This is a genomic window from uncultured Campylobacter sp. (genome assembly GCF_938039205.1).
Classification (GTDB): domain Bacteria; phylum Campylobacterota; class Campylobacteria; order Campylobacterales; family Campylobacteraceae; genus Campylobacter_A.
On sequence record NZ_CALHVM010000056.1, the window covers coordinates 170,389 to 190,162 of the forward strand.

General features: G+C 46.6%; 16 protein-coding genes. 13 read left to right on the forward strand and 3 right to left on the reverse strand.

The genetic code is table 11. From position 1 onward, the window contains the following. Position 1: 1 nt before the first annotated feature. From Q0394_RS08785 to Q0394_RS08845, 13 genes are all read left to right on the forward strand, one after another. Positions 2-337, forward strand: a complete 336-nt coding sequence (locus tag Q0394_RS08785) for a hypothetical protein (RefSeq protein ID WP_298946880.1) — start codon at positions 2-4, stop codon at positions 335-337. Then, entirely contained in the window at positions 327-581 is a 255-nt protein-coding gene (locus Q0394_RS08790; protein ID WP_298946883.1) for a hypothetical protein, read from the forward strand. The genes Q0394_RS08785 and Q0394_RS08790 overlap by 11 nt, the downstream gene beginning before the upstream one ends. Before the next feature lie 12 nt (positions 582-593). Continuing rightward, positions 594-1,148 (forward strand): putative peptidoglycan-binding domain-containing protein, encoded by a 555-nt coding sequence (locus tag Q0394_RS08795; RefSeq protein ID WP_298946885.1) that lies wholly within the window; start codon positions 594-596, stop codon positions 1,146-1,148. A gap of 139 nt (positions 1,149-1,287) precedes the next feature. Continuing rightward, positions 1,288-1,665, forward strand: coding sequence for a hypothetical protein (locus Q0394_RS08800; protein WP_298946887.1), 378 nt, complete (start codon positions 1,288-1,290; stop codon positions 1,663-1,665). Positions 1,666-1,680: 15 nt separating this feature from the next. Next, positions 1,681-2,787, forward strand: a complete 1,107-nt coding sequence (locus Q0394_RS08805; RefSeq protein ID WP_298946889.1) for a hypothetical protein — start codon at positions 1,681-1,683, stop codon at positions 2,785-2,787. A 148-nt stretch (positions 2,788-2,935) separates the two neighbouring features. Then, positions 2,936-3,379: a hypothetical protein gene (locus Q0394_RS08810; protein WP_298946891.1), complete on the forward strand. Its 444-nt coding sequence runs from the start codon at positions 2,936-2,938 to the stop codon at positions 3,377-3,379. Further along, the gene (locus Q0394_RS08815; RefSeq protein WP_298946893.1) at positions 3,370-3,627 is read left to right on the forward strand and encodes a hypothetical protein; all 258 of its coding nucleotides are present in this window, start codon (positions 3,370-3,372) and stop codon (positions 3,625-3,627) included. Before Q0394_RS08810 ends, Q0394_RS08815 begins: the two co-directional genes overlap by 10 nt. After that, on the forward strand, positions 3,627-4,280 hold the full coding sequence (locus Q0394_RS08820; protein ID WP_298946895.1) for a hypothetical protein: 654 nt from the start codon (positions 3,627-3,629) through the stop codon (positions 4,278-4,280). Before Q0394_RS08815 ends, Q0394_RS08820 begins: the two co-directional genes overlap by 1 nt. Positions 4,281-4,301: 21 nt before the next feature. Next, on the forward strand, positions 4,302-5,930 hold the full coding sequence (locus Q0394_RS08825) for a hypothetical protein (RefSeq protein ID WP_298946897.1): 1,629 nt from the start codon (positions 4,302-4,304) through the stop codon (positions 5,928-5,930). Between the two features lie 266 nt (positions 5,931-6,196). Further along, positions 6,197-6,454 carry a hypothetical protein gene (locus tag Q0394_RS08830; protein WP_122871307.1) on the forward strand — a complete coding sequence of 86 codons (258 nt, stop codon included), beginning with the start codon at positions 6,197-6,199 and terminating at the stop codon, positions 6,452-6,454. Then, positions 6,444-7,217 (forward strand): hypothetical protein, encoded by a 774-nt coding sequence (locus Q0394_RS08835; RefSeq protein WP_298946898.1) that lies wholly within the window; start codon positions 6,444-6,446, stop codon positions 7,215-7,217. Before Q0394_RS08830 ends, Q0394_RS08835 begins: the two co-directional genes overlap by 11 nt. Continuing rightward, complete coding sequence (locus Q0394_RS08840) at positions 7,217-12,940, forward strand: LPD23 domain-containing protein (protein ID WP_298946900.1); 5,724 nt, start codon at positions 7,217-7,219, stop codon at positions 12,938-12,940. The genes Q0394_RS08835 and Q0394_RS08840 overlap by 1 nt, the downstream gene beginning before the upstream one ends. Positions 12,941-13,178: 238 nt before the next feature. Next, positions 13,179-15,467: a hypothetical protein gene (locus Q0394_RS08845; protein ID WP_298946902.1), complete on the forward strand. Its 2,289-nt coding sequence runs from the start codon at positions 13,179-13,181 to the stop codon at positions 15,465-15,467. A 37-nt stretch (positions 15,468-15,504) separates the two neighbouring features. On the opposite strand, the gene Q0394_RS08850 is transcribed toward Q0394_RS08845, so the two are convergent. The 3 genes from Q0394_RS08850 to Q0394_RS08860 all read right to left on the reverse strand — a co-directional run bounded on the left by Q0394_RS08850 (position 15,505) and on the right by Q0394_RS08860 (position 19,774). Further along, positions 15,505-16,071 (reverse strand): ATPase, encoded by a 567-nt coding sequence (locus Q0394_RS08850; protein WP_298946904.1) that lies wholly within the window; start codon positions 16,069-16,071, stop codon positions 15,505-15,507. A gap of 897 nt (positions 16,072-16,968) precedes the next feature. Then, a complete protein-coding gene (locus tag Q0394_RS08855; protein WP_298946906.1) occupies positions 16,969-18,528 on the reverse strand; it encodes a hypothetical protein in 1,560 nt (519 codons plus the stop codon). A gap of 757 nt (positions 18,529-19,285) precedes the next feature. Continuing rightward, the gene (locus Q0394_RS08860) at positions 19,286-19,774 is read right to left on the reverse strand and encodes a histidine phosphatase family protein (protein ID WP_298946908.1); all 489 of its coding nucleotides are present in this window, start codon (positions 19,772-19,774) and stop codon (positions 19,286-19,288) included.

A 19,774-nucleotide genomic window follows, 5' to 3' on the forward strand; every position in this document is an offset into this window, starting at 1 on the left:
TGTGGAATTACACTATTTATTTTACGTGTTAGTCATAGGCTGCGCGGGGTCTATCACAGCCTTTATCAAGAATGGCGGCGGCGGGGGTATAAAGAATTTGCTCAGGCGGACGTGGGACGGGTGCTTTAGCGCGTATGTGGTCTACGAGATAGCCTACTTTTTCGCAAAAGACGAACACGTGAGCTTTGCCATTTGCGGGATAGGTGCTTGGATGGGCAGCGAGGCACTGATATTCGTGAGAGATTTTGTATCAAACAAAGCTGGAGGCAGAAGATATGATAGTTACGACGACTACGGCGGGAGTTTTAGACACGAGGAGCGGGAAGATGACAAATAGTGAGATATTAGAGAACTTGCAAGAAAAGCGCACAAAATGCACCGTATGGAGCAGAGTGATGGGGGAGCGAGCGCCTTTAGAGGACGACGACTGCTCGTCGTCCGTGCGTGAGCGAGTGAGCGGAGCATATCGCGCAAGCGATGCGAGCGATGGGGTAAAAAATACCACCGCCCCGTCGAGGGCTTTAACATCGGCAAAAAAGGCGAGCATAAAGAGCGCGTATTTTTTGAGAAAAATAAACTAAAAAGGACAGCAAATGGCAAATTTTAACGAAGCATTCCAAATTTTGATGAGGCTAGAATTTTCTAAGCCAGGGGACGCGCTTGATAAAAACCCAACAGAAAGAGGGTGGACGTTTATGGGAATATACCAAGACGCCCATCCTCATTGGAAAGGCTGGGATGAGATATTAGGCGCGGTAGCTCTTGGCGGCGACATCGAGAAAATATCCCGTGCGCTATACGCTAGCGAGAATTTGCGCGCGCAAGTGCGAGCATTTTACAAAGAGGCATATTGGGATCGCATGAGGCTTGATGAAGTCACTAGCCAACTCAAGGCTAACGAGATGTTTATCTTTGGCGTCAATGTCGGAGTTAAACCTGCCGTGAGAGTTGCACAGCAGTTGGTAGGCGTAGTGAATGACGGCATAGTTGGCGATCAAACGATAGCGGCGATAAACCGATATGACGAGGAGCGATTTGACAAGCAGTTCGACCGCGCCGAGCTTGAATACTACAACAAGCTGATCGAGAAAAATCCGCGGTTAAAAATTTACGCCAATGGCTGGAGAAATAGAGCTTTTGCGGTGTGACGCGCCGGACGGGGAAGTTTGGAGGCAAGCCCCGATGAGGAGTAAAACGGGTCCCCGCCGTAAGGCAGGGCTTCAGTGCGGGTGCAGGGCGCCAAGCCTTGCCCGTAAGGACGGGCTTGGCTCGTCCGCGGAGTAAAAAGTGAATGCATACTATGAAAAGACCTTTGTCGTGGGTAGCGCGTTTGGGCTAGATATCGCGTATTTTGATCGTTTTAACAAGCCGCTAGTTTTTGACTCCAAATTTCGCATCGTAGACCTCGTGTTTGAAAACATCAAAAGCGGCGCGAAGCTAGAGCTAAAAAATATCGGCATGGTAAAACAAAATCACGTCGTGATATTTGCCGAGGCTAGCGCTTGGGATAACGCGCAGGAAGGGTTTTATAAAAACGACATCAGCGATAGTTTTGGCTACGGCGGAGCGTGGCATGCGTATGCGGTATGGCTACGCCCGCCGTTAGGGAACGATGCGATGTGCGTAATGCGCGGCAAGGCAAAACTAGTGCAGGCCGCATGGTAAATTTAAGGAGCGAATATGTCAGATACTAATAAAACCATAGCATATATAACGCCCGATTATCTCGAGGTTAGGCCTCTTGGATTTAACCCGGAAGCCGGCACTGGAAGCGGCGAGGGCGACGAGGGCGGCGGCACAAACGCACCCGTGCCGTTTAATCCGTTTGATCATATCAGCGAGCTTGAACGTATCATCGAGGATTATCTAGCAAAAGAGAGAACCTTCGATAATCAAAATTTGCGAGATAAGCTGCGCGGCACGATCAAGGCCCTTGAAGAGCTAAAAACCGAAGTCAAGGCGATCAACGGACAGATTTCGGCGATGGTCAAAAATAAGGATGTCGCCGTAACTACGGACAACGAAGCTCTGGCACAGGCGATACAACAAATCAATGCAAAATTCGGCGAGATCAATGCTAGCATAGATCTGCTTAAACAAGCCTACGCAAGCGAAAATAGCGCGATAGCTCAAAAATTCGAGCAACTCAAGGCGAGTTTGCCCGGCGAGCTAACAAACCAAATCACAAAAAACGTCGAAACCAAGGTAGAAAAAGGACTGGACGGCAAAATCAGGTCTATGACGGCAGACATGACAAGTCTCATCTCCAGAGCCGAAACCGAGCTTGTGAAGGTCACGAATGCCGCGGCTATCGCGACGGCGGCAAAAGAGTATCTAGCCAAAGTCAAATCCCTGATCACGGACAAGCAAGGCAGAATCACGGGCTGGCAGTTTAGCGATGGGAGTGGGCAACAGAGCAAATTTGAAGTCATGGCGGATAATTTTCGTATCGCAAACTCGAGCGGAACGTATACGCCGTTTCAAATCATCGGTAGTAAAATATATTTTAGCGGCGACGTGGCATTTGATCAATTCAAGCAAACCAACACGATCATAAAAATCGAGCGTTTTGAAAACAACTCTGCGGCCAACAAAATAATCCAAGCAAATTTTAACTCCAAGACAAACGCCTGCATAGTGCTCTATAACGTATCTGATTTTTCTAAGTCTCACGTAGCGTTGCTCGGAAGGGCAAGCAATGGGACGTTTAACGATCAATTTTTGATGGGGCCAAACAGTGCGGCCGTGATGCTATATCTAAATCAGCAAGATCTAGTAGAGAGGTAGCTTGTATTGCTTTGCTATGCTTTCCTGCGGGGTAAAAACAAACGGGTCCCCGCCGCGAGGTAGGGCTTTAGGGGTTTGCAAAGGGCGTAGCTCTTTGCCCGTAAGGACGGGCCTCGCTCGTCCGCGGAGTAAAAATAAAAGGTGAAACATGTATTATTTTTTAGACGAAGACGGAGTAATCATAGGTAGCGGCACCGAAAAACACGCCGCGTATAAAAACGTCGAAGCGGCCAAAGTGGATATCCCAAACGGACAAAGCCCATACGGCTACGCTCTTAAAAACGGTAAATTTGAGCCGAGCGAAGGGATGAAGGCGGCTGCAGCAGCTGAGCAAAAGGCACAGATAAAAGCGCTCAAAGAAGAAGAGATTGCTCGCATCGTCGTAAGGACGAAAAGCGGGCGTAAATTCAAAGGCGACGAGAAGTCTCAAAGCAGAATGAGCCTAGCCCTAGAGCGCGCTCGTAGGCTTGGGCTTGAGGCTTTAGAGTGGAAACTAGCAGGCGGCGAGATCGAGCTAATAGCACATGAAGAGCTTGAAGAGGCGCTAAATTTGGCCGTGGACAAAACCAGCGAGATAGAACTATGCCGGTAAGCGACGAAGACTTTAACGCGCTCAAAAATAGCGTGCGTGCGCTGGAAAACCAAATAGATACGCTTCGAACGAGTATCGGCGGGATAGAAAGTAGAATCGATGCCCTGCAAAACTCTATGGACGCGAAATTTGGCGCCGTTTCAAAAAAGCTGGACGGCGCAGACAAAGAGATAGACGAGCTAGAAACGCAGGCTAGCCTTGCAAGATCAAACCTAAACAAACTCAAGCGGCAGATGAAGGGACTGTAATGGCGCAAAAAATCAAAATAAAATACGATGAAAAATACATAGAAAATTTTAAGAAAATTTTGGTGGCGGCGACTTGCGTAGATTCGCCGTTTGTAAAAACCACGCAGTATATCGATGAACAATTCGACAACTACAACATCGACGACGAAGTTAGGGCTAGAACCATCTCTGGGCTGCTCGCGGATCTATCCATAAATTTCACTCAAAACGCTATGCAAAACGCGATGGAGCTAGCGCAAAAAGAGCTGACCTTCGATCAGGAGCTGCGCGCGCTAGAACTGCGTAACCAAGGGCTAGAAAAAGAACTCGAAGCGCTCGAGTTAAAAAATAAATACATGAAAGAAAAACACCCGCTAGAGATGGACCAGCTAAGGGCGCAAAACGATCTCACGGCTGCACAGATAGAAAAAATCAAAGCCGAGCAAAAGCTGGCCGAAGAGCAACACAAGGCCATCGAGCGGCAGGTGAAAGACAATCGTATCATCAAAGCTACGTCCATCCTAGGCGACTTTTTGCAAAACCTCGCCCAGCGCGATCTGATTCCTCCGGCATCGATGAACGAACATTTTTTCAATCTGCTCGCAGCTATCACCAAAGGCGACGACATCGCCGCAAAAGCGATAGCGGACTACGAAATCAAAAAAGGCAAATAGTTTGCCACCAAAAGGCTAAATTTGCAAACATACATAGCGTTTAACGACATTTTAAACGTCACTAATCCCGAAGATAGCGACGTATTTTCTTTTATGGCAGGCTCTGCGGCGTTTGATTATCTTCTTGCCGGCGGCTCAGCGTATAGCCCGAGCTTCGAGCCTATGCCAAATCTCGCATCTGTTTTTATCTCTCAAAGCTATTCTCTTACGCTTTCAATACTTGATCTGAATGAAGACTACGCCGAGCTAGCGCTGCTCCCTATGCAAATTTTGATATTTCGCGAGTGGAACAAAAGAGCTAGAGACGAGGCGGCCGAGGCTGCAGGCGAAGAGATAGAAAACGCGGTAAGCAAGGCGGTAGAAAAAGCTAGAGACATATTGCGCGAGAGAGACAAAGACTTTGCCGGCCCAGAGGGTAGGACGATGGGGCGAAGCGGAGCGGTGAGCGGCGAGTTCTTAAGAGAGCTAGCCGAAGAGAGAAAAAAGGGCGCGCTAAGAGCGGCGCTGCAGGGATACGCTATGAACAAGTGGGGGCCGCTGGGAGCGATCGCGGCGGGCTGGGCGTACGACGGACAAATCAGCGCAGCCACGATCCACGACGTGGTAACCGCAAGCCTAAAAAAAGAGATAGTTAGCCTCGGCGTGCAGACGCTATCAAAGGCGCTGGGCATAACTTCGGCTTTTGGCACGCTGGCTATAGGCTTAGCGCTGGATAGCCTTTTTACGGAGACGTTTGAGGTGATGAGCGGGCTTGATAATCATTTCGGCTTCGGCGGCGATTTGGCGGGATTTACGAGTAAAGGAGAACCGATATATGAGCAAAAGATAGATTTTTTGGACGGGGTAAAAAGGTCGCTAGGGTTTGATATAGGTAGGATCGAGCTAGAAAATCAATACGGCCAAACGGTGGGCTACGAGTGGAGAGGTAAGAAATTTGAATATGCTCACCCGATAGAGAAATTTAGCGACTACCTAAACACGCCAGCAAGAGATATGGGACTAACTCGAGCAAATAGATTTATGGACGCGGGCAGCATAATGTCGAGAATGAATCAAAACTACAGCCGCTCTCAGATAGAAACTGCGCTAGAAAAGAGCACGTTTGGCTCCGTAGCGGGTTTTAAGCCCGACGGCTTTTCGCCGTTTGGAAGGCAGCTATACTCCGCGGCGTTTGACGACATTGCGGACGCAGTCGCTCCGGCGATAGCCAAAATGCAACAAGGCGGCGGCATGCAACTCGGAACGAACAAGAATACGTTTGAAGGGTTTGCGGGATCTAGATTTGGACAAACCGCGTATAACTATCACGGCTATTCGAGATGGGGCAAGACGCTAGGAATGCAAAAATTTAAAGAGGATTACGAGCGCGGATTTTTTGGGAATCGCGAAGTGGGTAGCCGAGGCGGGATCAACGGTACCGGAGCGCACAGCAGAGGCGGAGCGATGGCGGCTGAAGCGGCCGATAAAGCCGGCAAAAGCGGCAGCGTGAGCGGCGCCATAAACTCCGGTGGACGCGCAAATAGCTCAGGCAACCGTAGGGGCGGTAATATCAGCGGCACGACTGGGAGCGGAAAGACAAGCCGCGGCGAGAAATCAAGACAAAGACAAGCCGAGAGAAACTCCGGCGGCAACAAGAGCGGTAAAAAATAATATACGAAATTTAGGAAAAAACACAGTAAGTTTCTTATCGAAACTTGGGTTTTGTGTTTGCCGGTAAAACGGCGGACTTCCGCCCGGTTTTGCGAAAGCGGCATGGCGGTAAAAATAAAACGACGAGAGCAAAAAATAACGGCAAAGCGATTACACCGCCGCCCAGAGCGGCGGTGTGCTTTAGGTGGGTGCAGGGAGCGCTTGCGCTTCCGCCCACAAGCGCGTATTTTATTCGCGCGAGGAGTAAAAATTTTAAGGAGAGAAATATGTGGGATTGGTGGAAAAATCTTTCAAGCGGGATTAAAAATAATGCCGATAGCTTGCAGGCTGCAGGCGCGCTAGTCGGCGGCTTAGGCAGCGCATTTAGCGCCTACAAACAAGGCAAGGCCGCGGATAAAACTTATAAACTAAACCTCGATCTACTCAAAGAAGAGAAGCGCCGCCGCAATCAGGCGCAGCAAAATTTAGAGCAAGGATGGCTAAGTGCGATGAGTAAGAGAAAGGACGAGGAAAATGCGATTTAACATTGAGTATTTAAAAGCGCCTGAATATAGCAAGGGTGCCGGAATCGGAGCGGGCTTTGCGGCTCTTGGCGATAGTCTCATGAAAATAGGGCAGATCGGCAAAGAGCGTCAAAAAATAGACGATGAGAATCAAAGATATCAAGAGGAAAAGCTTTTTAAAAACGATGAACTAAATTTTAGGAAAAATTCGCACGCCGAAGAGATGAAGTCTAAGGCCGATGAGCTAGCGTGGAATAAGGATAAATTCGGCAAAGAGCAGGAGTGGGATAAATACAAACTAAGTATGGATACTCTAAGGGCCGATAAGGATAGAGCCGTAGACTGGGCTAGAGCCAACGCGCAAGCGGGCTACTACGGCTCGCTAGCGCAGGAGCGCGTCGATAAGCTAAACCGCCAAAAACAAGAAGACGCGGCTAACGTAGCGGCGTATAGGCAGTTTTTCCCGAATGAAACAAAAGGCAAGAGCGACGCAGAAGTCTTGGCCATAGGAAACATCATGCAGCGTTTTAGCTCAAACAAGGCCGCTCCCGGCGATGAAAGCTGGGTGAAAGTCGATGCAGCCACATATAACGAGTATGCGCATCTTGGCGTAACAAAAAACTCCAAAGACGGCTATTATCTTAATAAAAATTTCGTAGACGAGCTAGCAAAAGAGTCCGATGCTAGGCGCGAAGCCAAAGGCGATCAATCCGGATATAAAGAGAGGAAAAGCGATCTAGAGAGGAAAAAGCCGTTTATTTTCGGTGATGACGGAGCAATGTGATGCCTGTTACTATACGCGAATATCTAGGCGACGAAAAAATAGCGCAGCTAGAGGGTATGGGGTTTTTGCCGAATTTGATCGCCGATATGGCTAAGCGTCAATATATGCAAGATAGGCAAGTCAAAAGAAACGAGCTAGCGGACTCTGGGCTAGACGGGAAGCTAGTTCAAGGCATAATGCGCGGCGACGTGAGCGAAGAAGAGGCGAGAAACGCGCAGAAATTTGAAGGCTTTGGAGCAAAAAAACACGGCTGGGGGCTTGGCGCGGCCAAAACAGTAGCCGGTATCGCAAACGCCGCCGAGCGCGTGAGCGATTTTGTAAATCCGTTTTACGAAGGGCAGCGCGACGAAAAAGGGAACTACGTCTATCAAAACGCCATAGAAAAAGGCTTGCGTCCTAAAATCAAAAACGCGGAGAAGCTACGAGACGACTACGAAAAGGCTACCGGCGAGACGTCGTGGGGTAGCCGTGTGGCTGAAATAGGCACGGAGATGGTCGCCGACCCGATAAATTTCATCGGAGGTATGGGGCTGCTTAGCAAAGGAAGCAAGCTGGCGCAGTTTGGCAAAAAGTCTCTATTTTTTGCGGGGACCGGCGCGGCAAGCGGCGGCGTGATGGCTCTAGGCGAGGGCAAAAACGACGAAGAGACGCTAAAAAACATGGGCTACGGAGCGGCAGGCGGTTTTGTTTTGGGGCATGCGATAGATCAAGGCATCCAAGGTATCGGCAAACTCATAGCAAAGCGTCGCGCGAGCAAGGCGGCAAACGAAGCGGACGCCATAGAGAGCGCCGAAAATAGCGAGTTTATAGGCGGCGGCAACGAAGGCGGAGGCGGTACGGGCGCCGCGGCCGGCGAACTAAAAACAGCTCAGACGATGACCGCGCGAGAGTTTGCGACCGGCGAAGTGGGGCTGGACGAAGCTACGGCGGCAAAGGTCGTAAAAGAGGCTGCGCAAGGCAAAGAAAAAAGCGACTTTGTAGATGCTGATACTTATGCGGATATAGTTAAATTTAAGGACTTTGAGAACCAAAGAGACTATGCTAAAGCATACGGCGAGCAAATAGAAGCGGCAAAGCAAAGCCTAGAGAGCGCGCGCGAACAATCGGCCGTAAGATACGCGGACACTCAAAGAGCTATCAACGAATATCAAAAACAAGGTATGTCTGCAAGCGCGACGAGGGAGTTAATCAACGCTAAATTTAAACCCAGCGCGGACGAGATAAACTACACTAGAGCTTATAATGGCGGAGCGGACGTAGATCCTAGACTTGCGGGGCAAGGGATATTTTACGCGATTGAAAAAGATATCGCGGCGCAGGCCTATACTCCAGAAATTTACGCCGCAAGGCTAAAACAAAGAGGTTTTTCGGACGAGAGCGCGCAAGCTTTTACGCAAGCCTACACAAAAAAAGATATAAATATCGCCAAAGACTGGGCAAACGGCAAAGCGGCCGAAGTATATGAAAACAACATCCGCGCGCAAGTCGCAAGCGAAATCAAGGCCAAAAACGAGGCGGAAGGCGAGGGCTGGACGATGAGGGATGGCGGAGCGGCTAAGACGGACTATACAGTAAAAACAGATTTAGCCCCTAATGTTAGGGATCTATCAAAAATAACGACCGATGAAATAAGCGCCGATTTGGAATACTTAGCCGGCAAACACCCTGAAATTTTCGATAAACCTTCCGATGTTTTTAGGCTAGTTAAGGATATAAAAGAAAATCCTACACATTTTTTTACAAACAATAGGCTTGATTATGCGTTGATAGTAAAAAGGCTTAAAAACAATAAAATCGGCAAACTTGCTATAGATAAACAAAGCGGCGAAGTAAAACACGCTACCAAAGTAAAGGATAAGGATTTAAAAAGACTTGCAAAAGTGAGCGAAGAAAAATCTGGGAATGCCGGTATTATCCAAACTTTCACCCGGCCAGGTAGCAAACTCGAAAATCAAGGTTTGGGCTACCAAGATAAATCCATTATATCCCAAAAAGGAAATTTAGTCAATGAAAAAGAAGCTAACGGACTACGAGATAGCGTTTCTAGTGTCGGCGATAATGCAAGCCGAGCAGGCGGACGACAAGCAGGCGATGAGCAAATACTACGCCAAGGCCGACGGGATACTACAAATGCTAGCCAGACAAAGCGGCCAGCCCAGAGCGATGAGCAAATGGAGCAACAATGGGCCGCTAAAGCAGATGGCGAGGCTGATGCCGCAGCTGCAACAAAGCAAATGGTGGAAAAACAAGGAAGCAGCGCTAGTGTCGGCGGCAGGTTAGCGGCAAACTCAAATGCTCATCTAGGTAGTGGCATAGTGGGTGGTGTGCTAAATTCAACCGATGAAGAGGGGAATTTTAGCCCTGAAAACTTCGCAAAGGGTTTTCTTTACGGAATGCTTGGCTCAAAGGGTGCAAGTATAGCATTTAGGAAGATGACACCAAAGCTATATAATAAAATTTTAGGCGCAGCAGATAAGCTTCCAAATATGGCAAATCATAATCCTCAGCTTCTTGGCAAGCTATATAAAGACGGTAAAGACGTGAGCCTAAACTCCTTTGCCGGAGAGAAGGCAATCACCGCAAACGTCGGCAAACTAGATCAGGCTAAAGCGATGCTAGAAAAGGGCGCGGACGAGGTAGAAATTTGGCAAAAGACGGGGTGGTTTAAGGACAAAGACGGGGCGTGGAAATTTGAGATAGGAGACGGCAATGCAAAGCTAAATCCGGGGTTTCAAAGCGGAGGAAGGCTAGGCGAGCTACTAGATCACGAGGAGCTGTTTAAGGCATATCCCGAACTAAAGGACGTTAGGGTCGTAAAAATAGGGGACGAAACGCCGGGCGGCGCGGCTCTTAGCGTAAAAGACGCGGCGCAAAGAGAAAAGCGCGGGATATATAACGTAACTTACAACAACAAGACGGCCACTTTAGTCAGACAAGACTTGCAAAAGATAGATGATGCCCTGATTCTTGGAAAAGGCTCAAATAAAAAAGGCGGCGCCGTCCATATCAAAAGGCATTTAGACCCTGGTGCCCAAGGTGCGATAACGCAAGACGAGTTTTTAAGCGTCGGTAAAAACATAAGAGAGTATTTGCAAAAATATAAAGAACCTTTTATTGACGAAAGCGGCGGAAGAATTTATGAATGGGCCGACGGAAACGGGGTAAAATTTAGAGTAGTGGTATACGAAAAAGCGGACGGGATCTCCGCATCCCATCCAAATTCCATTATATCCTTCTACTCTAATAGAAACCTTAAAAAGCCTATGGAGTTTCGCAACCCGCAAGTCAAATATGACGTAAATTTGAAAGAGTGGCACAAAGGCAGCTCTGCTATCACTAAAAACGCCGACGGAAGCCCGAAAGTGTTTTATCACGGAAGCAACGAGGGTGGGCTCAATATTTTCAAAAGGCAGCCTGAAGGCAGCGGCTACGGTTTTTGGTTTACCGCAAGTCAAAAGCAGGCGAACGAATATGCAAGCGCCGAGCTGATACCCGGGTATTTAAAAATCACAAAACCTTTTGAAATAGAAAAAATAAATGATTACGATACGTTAAAAAATATTTTCGGGCTAAGCGAAAAGGGTTTTAAGGAGTTCCAAACCGAACGTCAAATTTGGCGAAAGGCTATGGAAAAACTAAAAGTGCGCGGGTTTAGGATAGCCGATAAAGATCATTTGGGATTTATGCTTTACGATAAAAACGGCGAGTATGTTCAAACACCTAATCAAATGTTAGTTCACGACGTGCATACGCTAAGGGACGCTGGCAATGACGAGTTGGCACATTTTATTTACGATAAATATTACGACAGGTATGTTACGGGCGAAGTAGACGTTTTAGCCGCCGTACTAAACAAAAACGACTACGACGTAGGCAAGAATTTTTTACGAAATAAGCTAAAAAAGGCAGGCTACGACGGTATAAAAATCGACGATAACGTAATCGTCGTCTTTGATAGCGCTCAAATCAAGCACGTAAAAAACGACGGGAACTTTAGCGATAGCCCGAATATTTACAAATCAGGAGCGGAAGGGTATTATGATCCGGCGCGTAACGAAATAGGGCTAAGCGATCTTGGCGACAAATCAACGCTCATACACGAAGTGCAACACGCTATACAAGAGATAGAAGACTTTGCCAGGGGCGGAGATTTTAATACCGTATGGAATGTCGCGGCCAAAAATATCGAGAAAAGATATGAAAGCGAGATAGCCAGGCTAGAAAAAATAAGCAATGACGCATGGGAAAAATACGCTCCGCTACAAAAAGAATACATAAAGCTTTTTGACGGCGGACTAAAAGATACCCCTGAAGCGCAAAGATTGCTAAAACAAATGCGCGCGTTTAGCGATGAAGGATATAGGGCAGACCACGAAATAAGAGAGTTAAGGGAAGCCGCAAACGCAGAGCAAAACGCAATAACCGAAGAGACTTTGCAAGAAAATTATCGAAAAATACACGGAGAAGCAGAAGCTAGAAACGTGCAAAATAGGCTAAATTTAGACGGCAAAGCCCATCCGCACGAAACTTTTGACGTGAACCCAAACGAAACGATCGTGAGCAAAGAGGACGGTATAAATTTAAGTAAAGAACTCGAGAAAAAGTATATCCTAAAAGACGGAAGTATCAATGAGACGGCCATAAGAAAAGAAGCCGAGCCGTTCATAGAAAAAGAGTATAGCCTAGAAAATTTTAAGGCCGAGTTTCCAAACGGCAAGGTAGATACGCCGATAGGGGAAGTTAGTATTGAAAGTCGCCAATTTAATAAACTTAAATTTAAAGGGCGAGAGAATTTCTTGGGGCTAATAAAACCAACTCTTGAAAGACCCGCGTTTGTGGTGGATTTTGAAGATACTACGTTTTTCTTTAAGCCTTTTAGAGATAAAGACGGCGTCGTTAAATTTGCTTCCGTGATCAAGGAAAGAGACGGGGGATTAGACGTAGTTTCTAACTATCCGATGAAAAATAGAAAATTTGAGCTGATAACGAGAGAAGGTAAAGTAAGATACGTCCAAGGCTCTGCGGCTAAAAGCCCAATAGAACACTCCTTGGACGGTAAGGGTATTATACAGCAAAACGAAGAAAAAGTCTATCATGGCCGCAAGATAGAAGAGATAAAGCGAGAGCATCCAAACGTAGAGCGTGAGCTGGACGAGAGTATAGCGGCAATGAGAAGAGAGAGCTTTAACGACTCAAATTTTAAAGCCGGGTTGATAAGTAAATTTGATACGAAAGAGATAACAACCCAAGAGCTCGGCAAAAGCGTAAATCTAAGCGATAAACAGCTAGCCGTCTTAAAAAACGATATCAAAAACGCAGACTTTAAAGTAATTAGCGATAGTAAAATTTACTTTGACAAGACCAGCAAAGACGGGGATAAAAAGAGATTTTTCGTCGATATCGCGCAGGATGGAAGCCTAAGAATAGACGCATACGCAAAATCGCAGATAGATAACATCCCCGTAAAGCAAAGCGCGCTGGAGGAGCTAGCAGGCACGGGCGACGCGGCAAGGCTTAAAAATATGAGTTTTGAGGTAAAAGCGGCGTATCGCAACGAGCTAGACCCTATCAAAAAAGAGGCGATACTAAAGACTGCGGAGCTAAATAAGTTAAAAAAGGCGGCTCAGAGCGGAGACAAAGCGGCCGTGGCTAAATTTGAAGAGTTTAAGGCTAAAAATTTAGACGAGGACGGAAATATCAAAGACGGGCTAAGCCTGTGCTAAGCTCGTCTGCAAAGTAAAAGGGTCCCCGCCGTAAGGCGTCTCAAGCGTAGCGACGGTAGCGACCAAAGGTAAGCTAAGGCTTCAGTGCGGGTGCAGGGCGCCAAGCCTTGCCCGCAAAGACGGGCTTTGCTCGTCTGCAAAGTAAAAGGGTCCCCGCCGTAAGGTAGGGCTTCAGTGCGGGTGCAGGGCGCCAAGCCTTGCCCGCAAAGACGGGCTTTGCTCGTCTGCGGAGTAAAAAATGAGTAATGAAAAATGTCCATTAAAACAAATCCAAGAAAGATCGGGAAAGCTACTTGATCGCTGGGCGCTGAAAGTCGATAGCGCATTTGAAAAGGCGAGCGAGGGATTAGACAAGGCCGCAAAGTGGGCTGATGAAAATATCCCGTTTGCCGGCAAGCTGCTAGACGTGCGCGATCACGCCAAAGAGATCGACGAGCTACTAGGCGAGTATCACAGAACGACCGCGGCGATATATACGCAAGCAGGGCAGTTTAAAGAGTATCTAGGCAAGCTAAGCCTAGGCAACAGAAAAGCGATGTTTAAGGCGCTAGACGGCGAGATGGATCCTGGCGAGCTACCGGAGTACGTCAGGCCGCTATACGAAAAAGTGCGTAAGACTATAGACGACGGAGCGCAGGCCCTGGTGGATGCTGGTGCGCTAGAGTCAAAAAACGTCATCAAAGACTACGTCAAACACTACTACAAAAAACACCTAGACGAAGCCAAAGAAAATAGCCGTATCGCAAAGGCGCTCAGGCAGAGCAAGTTTTTTGCTAGAAAGCAGATGAGCTGGGAGCAAAAGCAACTGCGCGAGATAGAGGACGATGCAGCCTTTGCGGTCACAAATACGATCCTAGAGCAAAAAAAGCAGCTGCTTAAAGCCCAAACCCTAAAGCTTTTTGCGGATAAATTTGCCAAAGACGCGCCGCCTGAGGGGGCCGAGGGGCTAAAATGGGTAAGGATAAGCGACGAAAGCGCGGGCGGCGGGATAAAGAAATACGGCGCGCTAGCGGGCAAATACGTCCCCGAGGACGTCGCAAACGCTCTAGCGGAAGCTGAGATGCTAGGGCGCGAGATGGCGAAATTTAACGGATCATACTACAAGCTAATCGATCATATCAAAGTAAACGTGACGGTTAAAAATCCTTTTACGCACCTTTATAACTTCGGCTCAAATATGGCGCTGGCGTTTTTGCACGGGGACTTTAACGAGGCGGTAAAGACTACGGCCGCATGGGTAAGCGGGAGTCGGCAGTTTAAAAAATGGGAAAATTTAGCCAACTCGCTAGGGCTTGATAGCCACCTAAGCGACCTCGAGGGGCTGGTGCGGCCGCTACAAAGGGGCACCGGCGGCAATATCCTAACAAAGGCGCTAAAAAACGCATATATGGCCGAGGGTAGCTATCTGGGCGACAAGGCTAGATATCTATACTCGATGGAGGATAAGGTATTTAAGATCGCGAGGTTTAAGAAGAATTTAGAGCTGATCGCTAAAGACAAGGGTTTTGACGTAAACGACTTTAGCAAATTTAGCGCGGACGAGCTAAAGGCGGCGATGAAGGACGCGCAATACTCGTACGTGGACTACTCAACTCACTTTAACGGCACGCTAAAACTGCTGGATAAAAGCGGAGTGCAGCCGTTTCTCCACTATGCCGTAAAATCGACTCCGATGGTCGTAAAGGCTGCGCTAAAGCGTCCGGATAGATTTTTGATGATGCAAGCCGTGCTAGCCTACGGCGGAGGCAGCGCATGGCTGGGGGCGGATAATGAAAACGACAATCTAGCAAAGCCTGAGTGGGCCGAAAGCGGCGCGCTACCAAACCTGGTGGGCGTAAAAAGTTGGATGAGGGTGGGGAATACGGACTGGTATTTCAACTCCGGGCGCTTGGTGCCGGGCTTTAGGTTTGACGGATTTGACAAGCTAGAGTTTAACGGAGGCTTCGTCGGCGGCGCCATAAACATAGCAAGCGGCAAAAGTACGCTAGGATATAAGATAGAGGGCGAAGAGGACTCGGCCACCGAGAAACTAACCAAAAGAATGCTCGAGCTAACCAAAAGCTATTTCCCGCCGATCTCTCCGCTAGGCCGCTACGGGCAGCAGCTGGGCGCGCAAGCTACGGCTGACGTCACGGGGCTAGACGTAGCGCCTAAAGACTACAACAAAGACGATCTAGGATACGGCGGTATAATGGCAAGGGGCGTGGGCGTGAGGCGTTTCGACAAGAAAAAAGAGTATGGCAAGGAGCTAAAAAAGGCTCGCAAGGAGTACGAGCAGTTCGTGCCGGTCAAAGTGCCCGACTCCAAAGATAAGGAAAAGGTAGAAAAAGCCAAAGCCCATAACGAAAAGATCGCAAAGCTAAGCGTGCAAGATCTGCGCGAGGCTAAGGCTAGGGCGGAAGCTAAATTTAAGCGTATAAAAGACGCCGCGACCGCAGACGGCGTGAAGCTAGATATCGAGCTGCTAAAGCAAGGCAAGCAGGGCGGCGGGGCTTTTGGAGGCTTTAAATTTAAGTTTGGGGAGTGATCGATTTTCTTTACTTTTTTAGAAATTTGAGCTATAATTAGTCCGAAGTTAAAGGCGAGAGCTTCTCTTTCTCGCCGTTCTCGTTTAAATATCCTATTAAATCCTCATGAAAACATCCCATAATATCGTCTAAAAAGATACTCAAATTTTGCGGCATTATGCCTGTCACTTCCCCGTTTCTTAACGTGCTCACGCGAGGTTTGCCGTCGTTGGTTTTATATAAATTTTCAAAGTGAAAAGCGCGGTTTCTAATCGAAACCAAAAGATCGAGGCATATCCTGACTTTGTAAAAATTTCTTAGCTTGGTTTTTCTATTTGTCTTTGAGTATTTGCGAAAATCTACGCCTCTAAGATCTAAAATCAGGTTATGAATGCTGCGGCGGTTGATGAGCTGCGCCCAGTAACCGAAGGTCTGATGAGAGATAAACGCGCCATCGTTGATGTCCAAAATCTGCGCGACCCTGTTTCTAGTCGCGATCTCGATGATACCCAGCTTTGGCGCCAGCTCACGGATAAGCAAAAAATTTGCCCTGTGCTCGTCAGCACTGGAGTATCCGGCTAGCCTGTCTTTAGAAAATATCGCCTCGAGTTCATCTTGGTTCATCTACGGCCCTTTATGCAATTTGCGCGATTTTAGCCAAAATTTGCTTAAGCTTGGTCGTGCATGCGGGGTATTAAATGGGCCAAGCGTCGGCGATCGCGCGAGTTTGAAACGACACAAGCGGCAAGCGATGCGGACGCGGGGGGGGGGCGGCTTGGCATTTTCTCTTACGGCGCAAACGCAAACGCGAACGCACAAAACAGCCGGGGCAAATAATGAGGTAATCCCTCGGGGCGGGGCGAGTGCGCGGGTTTTGGAAGCTAAACCCAGCCCGTTTTTGATATTTTTGCGGCGGTTTGCGAAAAAATAGGCGGACATGGCGGCTTGCTCGGGTAGCTTTGCTCGAAAACGGCTTAAGCTTCGCGAGCCGAAAACCTGCGAAAAACGGTTTGGAAATTTGGTTACGAAAAGAATACTTTTCAATACTACTTTTTAAAGAGTGCCTAAAATAGGGCATTTTCGCACGGTAAAGAAAAGCGGCTTAAGGTTGGGGCGGGCAAATTTAGCTAAATTTGGGCGAAAAACGGCGATTTGGTTTAAGGTTAGGGCGGCTTTTGCTCGGGTAGGTTAGTTTTATTTTTTAAGCTTTGCGGCGGCGTGGTTGGTAGGCTGGCGGCAGTCGATCGGAGCGAGCGGGTAAATTTAGATGTTATAGGGGGGGGCTATGAACCCACTCGCCCTGCGCACTACAATACTACCGTCACCCTTAAAATTTCAAAATTTTCAAACTTTTTTATTATAAAATTTACTTATAATTTCACTTGCAAAGCCCTAAAATAGCGCTTTTTTATCTAATTTGGTCGATACTTTTATGAAACTTTACCTTTTTGTGAGACTTCCTCTTGGGCGCGCCAGCGTTGGGGCTTGCGGCCACTGCTCCCCGCCGTGCTCGGTTTAGCCTTACACCCAGCTTTCCTCCTCTACGTAATCATCGTAAATTTCATCATAGCTCTCGTCAAAAAATCGCCCTGCAATGTATTGCAAGATATATGCTGCCGCGTCCATGATATCGTCGCTCTTACTCTCCGTCTCTGGGTCAAATCCAAGCAGCTGTGCCTCTAGTTCGTCGGTAGCGTTTAAATTTGCATTATGATAAATTTGCCTTGTGCGGTAGTAGGGTTCTAGATTTGAGATGCGTTTGTTTTTAGAGTTGCCGCCGTGGCTAAGCGGGTCTATCGGCAAATTTACGCCAGTTAGTTTTTGGATAGTGTCGATCGTGTAGAAAAAGTCGTTTTGCATGCCGGCCTTTTCTATGCCGATGCGCGCGGGATTAAAGGTGAGATAAATTTCGATTATCCGTAGGCTTCGCTCAAATGGCGTAAAGTACCCACTCGTGATGTCGATGATAAAAAGCCTATTTTGCCTATCGATCGCAAAGGTAACATAGGCTGTCTGGTCTCTGCCTTTCCCGCTTGATATGTCGGCTACGGTATAAATTTGACACTCTTTTAGCCAAATTTTCTCTCCGCTTTCTAGCTCTATTTTGTTGGCTCGTCTGATTTTTAGCTCTTGTTTGTTTACCCCGTCTGTTACCGTAACGGTGGTAAACGGTTCGTTAGCCCTGTATTCCACCCCTTTAAAGTACCTAAAATATTCGCGCTTAAAGATAGCCTTTTGCGGGTCGATAGCCGCACACATATACTCTTGGTAAAATTCATTAGCTAGCCCTTTTGAAACTAGGGTGCTTTGTATCTTTTTGATTTTTTCTACCGGGAAACGAGACGGCCATGAGCTCGTGCCGTTTCTGATGATTGGAATTTTTATGTAGATCCAGTCTTGTTTGGCGTCCATCTCTTCCGTGTTGTTTACGATGTTGTTTAGGATGCTGTCTTCGTGCAGTATAGTACCCAGTATCACGGCCTTGCCGCGCGTAGGGTGCAGAGTAGGGAGCAAGTCGGCATAAAACCAGCTGCGAAGCTTTTGGCGGTTGGCGTTTGAGTCGATAGGGTATCTGCCGACTTTACTCTCCAGGTCGTCTATGATTAGTAGCGTAGGGCGCATGTTGTCGATATTTATACCGCGAGGATCTTGCCCGGCCGAGAGAGAGACGACGTAGCATTTTTTCTCTATACTTTTGCCGCCTTCATCCTTTATCCCTTGATTTATAATAACCTCGATAAACCCTTTATTCCAAGCCTTACCGCGGGCTATGGCGTAACCTTTAGCAGCCGCTTTGTCGATACTGCCTTTGATGGCTTCTAAAAACGCCGTAGCCTTGTCTTCGTTGGCCGAAACGATCATGATAAAAGGCTCGGCGGCGAAATAAAGGCGGCTTAATACATAAATTTTATTTAGTAGGGTAGTTTTGCCGGCGCCGCGAAAAACTGCCACGGCCTTGTATTGTCCGTCGCCGTCGATAAAGCGGATAATCTCAAGGTGAAATTTAGGCGTCTTGTTTTCAAAAATTTCAGGTTCAACGTCTTTAGCAAATTTGAGATATAGCTCAGGAGATAGGTTCATTTGGCATCCTTTTTTGTTTAAAAAGGTAACATAGATTGTCCTAAATTTTATAAAAAATACATAATAAAAAAACAAACGGATATTTTTGCGGATATTTTAAAATCTTAATATAAAAAATATACTGTATTTAATGGTGCTATCTTAACAATATGAATTCCTTCGAGCGCACCATTTATTCATTTATAATTAACCCTTTTTCACAAATCTTTTTTATTTATCCTTGCTTTTCTTTTGGTTATATTTTCTTGCTTTAAGTGGTTTTGCATATAAATTATATGAGCAAAAACTTTTAGAGATAAAATTTAAATCGTTAGATCTTGAGTAAATTATTGCTTTGTCTTTTAAATTTTCTTGCGGCTTACTAAAAACAATCATTTAATTCTTATCTTGGATAAAAAATATAAAAACTACTCAATTTTTATGATACATAGTTTAATGCTTATAATAATAGGTCAAAAAGTAAAATGCAGACTATTTTTGCTATTTTGTATTGAAAACTATAATTTTCAAATAAATATTTATATCTCTTTTGTATTACCTCAATATCTTCAGCAAATGCCGAAAATATGGTTTTTCTTAACGTTTTACCTTTTGAATTAAAACAATTTATCCATCAAATTTCATGCTAAATTTAACTGATAATTTTTATGCTTATTTTACTAAATATTTTGCACTCTATTGTGTGTTTTTTTGAGGCAAATTTTATGAAGTAAATTGGATTAACAAAATGAAGGAGAAAATAGAGCTTTTAATAGCCCTATTTTTTATGTTTTTTTGGGTAGTCAAAAAACAGAGCCTTTGCGCCGTGCTCTTTTAGATCCTTGAAGCTACCGTCAAATTCGACGCAAAAAATGCCGCATGTAGGTATATTTCCGATCGCAGCATCACTTAAAAGCTCACAAATTTCCGTTATCGCGTCGTTGTGTCCGATGATAAAAACGCTTTGAAATTTGTCGTCAAACTCTCTTATAAAGGCTAAAAGCTCGTGCGTCTGTGCACCGTATAACTCGTCTTTAAATTTGATTTTCTTCTTAAATTTGACTGCTTCGGCTAGCTTTTGAGCTGTTTTAGCGCAGCGTTTGGCGGGGCTTGAAAATATTGCATCTGCCCTAACCTCATGCTTTTTTAGTCGTTCGTACATCAGCGCCAGATCCTTTTTGCCCCGATCGCTTAGATCGCGCTCAAAGTCGCTACCCTCACCCTCATCTACGGCTTTTGCGTGCCTGATAAAGTAGATTTTTTTCAT

What these genes read in the sequence shown, in the direction of transcription:
- Q0394_RS08810 (WP_298946891.1), top strand. Translation starts at nt 2,936, where the DNA reads ATGTATTATTTTTTAGACGAAGACGGAGTAATCATAGGTAGCGGCACC.
- Q0394_RS08850 (WP_298946904.1), bottom strand. Translation starts at nt 16,071, where the DNA reads ATGAACCAAGATGAACTCGAGGCGATATTTTCTAAAGACAGGCTAGCC.
- Q0394_RS08795 (WP_298946885.1), top strand. Translation starts at nt 594, where the DNA reads ATGGCAAATTTTAACGAAGCATTCCAAATTTTGATGAGGCTAGAATTT.
- Q0394_RS08855 (WP_298946906.1), bottom strand. Translation starts at nt 18,528, where the DNA reads ATGAACCTATCTCCTGAGCTATATCTCAAATTTGCTAAAGACGTTGAA.
- Q0394_RS08845 (WP_298946902.1), top strand. Translation starts at nt 13,179, where the DNA reads ATGAGTAATGAAAAATGTCCATTAAAACAAATCCAAGAAAGATCGGGA.
- Q0394_RS08840 (WP_298946900.1), top strand. Translation starts at nt 7,217, where the DNA reads ATGCCTGTTACTATACGCGAATATCTAGGCGACGAAAAAATAGCGCAG.
- Q0394_RS08835 (WP_298946898.1), top strand. Translation starts at nt 6,444, where the DNA reads ATGCGATTTAACATTGAGTATTTAAAAGCGCCTGAATATAGCAAGGGT.
- Q0394_RS08805 (WP_298946889.1), top strand. Translation starts at nt 1,681, where the DNA reads ATGTCAGATACTAATAAAACCATAGCATATATAACGCCCGATTATCTC.
- Q0394_RS08860 (WP_298946908.1), bottom strand. Translation starts at nt 19,774, where the DNA reads ATGAAAAAAATCTACTTTATCAGGCACGCAAAAGCCGTAGATGAGGGT.
- Q0394_RS08790 (WP_298946883.1), top strand. Translation starts at nt 327, where the DNA reads ATGACAAATAGTGAGATATTAGAGAACTTGCAAGAAAAGCGCACAAAA.
- Q0394_RS08815 (WP_298946893.1), top strand. Translation starts at nt 3,370, where the DNA reads ATGCCGGTAAGCGACGAAGACTTTAACGCGCTCAAAAATAGCGTGCGT.
- Q0394_RS08820 (WP_298946895.1), top strand. Translation starts at nt 3,627, where the DNA reads ATGGCGCAAAAAATCAAAATAAAATACGATGAAAAATACATAGAAAAT.
- Q0394_RS08830 (WP_122871307.1), top strand. Translation starts at nt 6,197, where the DNA reads ATGTGGGATTGGTGGAAAAATCTTTCAAGCGGGATTAAAAATAATGCC.